The sequence below is a fragment of the Streptomyces sichuanensis genome, assembly GCF_020328095.1.
Taxonomy (GTDB): Bacteria; Actinomycetota; Actinomycetes; order Streptomycetales; family Streptomycetaceae; genus Streptomyces; species Streptomyces cinnamoneus.
Map to the genome: position 1 here is coordinate 1 of NZ_JAIXMK010000243.1, position 2,472 is coordinate 2,472.

Sequence of the window (2,472 nt, forward strand, 5' to 3'; positions counted from 1 at the left end):
GCGGCCCGCCGGCGCACGCTCTGCACCGCCGCCCCTCCTGGCCGATGGTGGTCGGAGGACTCGCATCCGAGGAACTGCCTGAGATCGCGACCAAGGCGCCTGACCGCCGGCAGCCGGCCCTCCGCCTGCTTCGGCCGCGGCTCGGGCAGCAGCAGCGCAGTGGTGTGTGCGACTGCACGGATGCGATCATGCCTCGGAGGGACGAGGCTGTTGCTTGTGGCAATGCTGCGCTGCCTGCCCAGTGGCGGGGCGCATTGACGCTCCGCGGTCAGGCCGTGCAGGAGTCCTCAGCATCTCTCAGCCCCAGACCTCACGGAGCTCGTCTCTAGCCCCTGACGGCCAAGGAGCGCGGCGACGTCCGCTTCGTGCATCAGTCCATGTACTACCCGGTCACCGACGCCGAAATGAACACCAAGTCCTACGCCGATCTCGCCACCGGCTACTTCCTCACCGCCCAGGCCATGGAGTGGTTCTGGAACGCCTACGTGCCCGAACGCGCGCGGCGCAGCGAGATCACCGCCTCTCCCCTGAAGGCCACCCTCGATCAGCTCGCCGGTCTCCCCCCGGCCTTCCTCCTTGTCGACGAGGCCGATGTCCTACGCGACGAGGGCGAGGCATACGCAGCCAAGCTCCGCGCCGCGGGCGTAGACATCACCACCGTCCGTTACGACGGCATCACCCACGACTTCATGATGCTCAACCCTCTCAGCGACACCCATGCCACCCGTGCGGCCGTTGCCCAGGCCATCGCAGTGCTGCGCGACGCGCTGAGAAGTGGTGTCGCTCCGCCTTGATCTGTGACGTTCCGTGACTCGGTCGGTGCTTCTTGGGCTACAGCTGCGCGCGCCGGGCATGCACGAGGCGGATACGGTGTCGGCCAGGGCTCCGACCACCTAGGTCCGCCAGGTTGTTCAGTCCACAGGCGACGCCTGAAGTCACTGCCAGTAGTTCCTTGACCGCGACGTCGCCACTACCTCTACCTGACAGGGGCGGCGGCCACCGCCTTGGCACAGGTCCAGCCGGTGCCTGGGCGGCGCGCCTGGGAGATCGAACCAGCCCGGCGCCCGTGCGCACAGGGACGGAATAAGCCCCTCCGTGATCATTTTGGCCCGTTGCGAGCTCACGCCACCACCCCCCTGGCCGCTACGTTCACCCCACCGAACACACAACCAGGGGGAAAGGGCAACGATGCGCCCCACCAGACCCGTCAGCCGCATAGGCAGCACGCTCATGGCCTGTGCCGCCTCGGCCGCCGTAGCCACCGTGGGACTTGCCGTCTCACCGGCCGCCGCCGCACCCGTCGCCGCCACGCAGGCCGAACCCGGCGGCACCTGCACGGCGGCCGACCTCGGCACACGGCACCCGTTCATCAAGACCTCCGAAGTGATCCCGACGATCACCCACTTCAAGGGCTGGTACGTCACCAGCGGCTCGACCGGTACCCAGACCGTCAACACCAGCGTCCAGACGACCATCTCGGTGACCGTCGGCCTCACCGGAAACGTCGAAGGCGGCTTCGCTGTCGAGACCCTCGGCAAAGTCGGCGCGAGTCTGGGCCTGAACGTGCAGGTGAACTACACCTCCACCAGCAACACGTCGACGGCCGTCACGTGGAACTTCGCCAATCCCGGCTATTACGGCCTCTACAAGGGCACCAAGAAGGTCACCGGTACGTACGGCAGCCTCAACTGCAACCGCGTCCAGCAGGCCGACGGCAGTTGGGCGCTGAAGTGGATCGAAGGGGCCGACACCGGCAGCTACACCACCTTCACCACCCTCGAAGAAGGCGCGGTGCGCTGCGAGGACAAGGTCCCCGCCAACAGCATCATGCGCAAGGCGCAGGACCTCCTCGACTGCGGCTCCGCCACCGCCACCGCGAAGCACCCGGCCGGGCCGGTCCCCTCGGCGAAGGCCGACCAGGCCAAGCACGAGGCCGAGAAGGCCGAGAAGGCCGCCAAGGCCGAGAAGAGCGTGAAGGCCACCGGGAGCCCGGCCCCCGCCACGCGGGCCGCCCTGGACTGCCAAGCCGCCGTCTACAAGATCGACGTCCCCGGCAAGCCCCTGAACTGGAGCGCACCGCTCCTGGCCAACGACGGCATCCGCCTGCGCGAATCCACCTTCTTCAGCGCCCACCTGGACAACTGGCGGCTGTGCAACGTGACGGAGCGCAACGGGGTCATCGAGGCGTCCCTGTGGAACTGGGGCAACGGCGGATGCGCGACCGTCCCGGCGAACATCGCCAACAAGGAGCAGGCGTACCTGACGACGGCCACCTGCGGGGAGGACGACCTCCAGCGGTTCTTCATCTACCGCGACGTACCCGGCAGCTCGAAGATCGGTGTGCAGAACAAGTACACCGGCTCCATGATGGGCTACGACCGGTACGCGGACGGCGAGTTGATCCGCCAGTACTCCAGCGGCAGGCAGGACGGTACGGGTACGTTCACCCTGACCCAGGTCTGACGGCCCCCC

The 2,472-nt window shown here is 67.8% G+C and carries 2 protein-coding genes; both read left to right on the forward strand.

Features of this window, described 5'->3' with window-relative positions; genetic code table 11:
* Nucleotides 1–332: 332 nt before the first annotated feature.
* Complete coding sequence (locus LE181_RS31625) at nucleotides 333–794, forward strand: alpha/beta hydrolase fold domain-containing protein (RefSeq protein WP_372458557.1); 462 nt, start codon at nucleotides 333–335, stop codon at nucleotides 792–794.
* A 394-nt stretch (nucleotides 795–1,188) separates the two neighbouring features.
* A complete protein-coding gene (locus tag LE181_RS31630; RefSeq protein ID WP_225665033.1) occupies nucleotides 1,189–2,463 on the forward strand; it encodes a hypothetical protein in 1,275 nt (424 codons plus the stop codon).
* The last annotated feature ends 9 nt before the right edge of the window (nucleotides 2,464–2,472 follow it).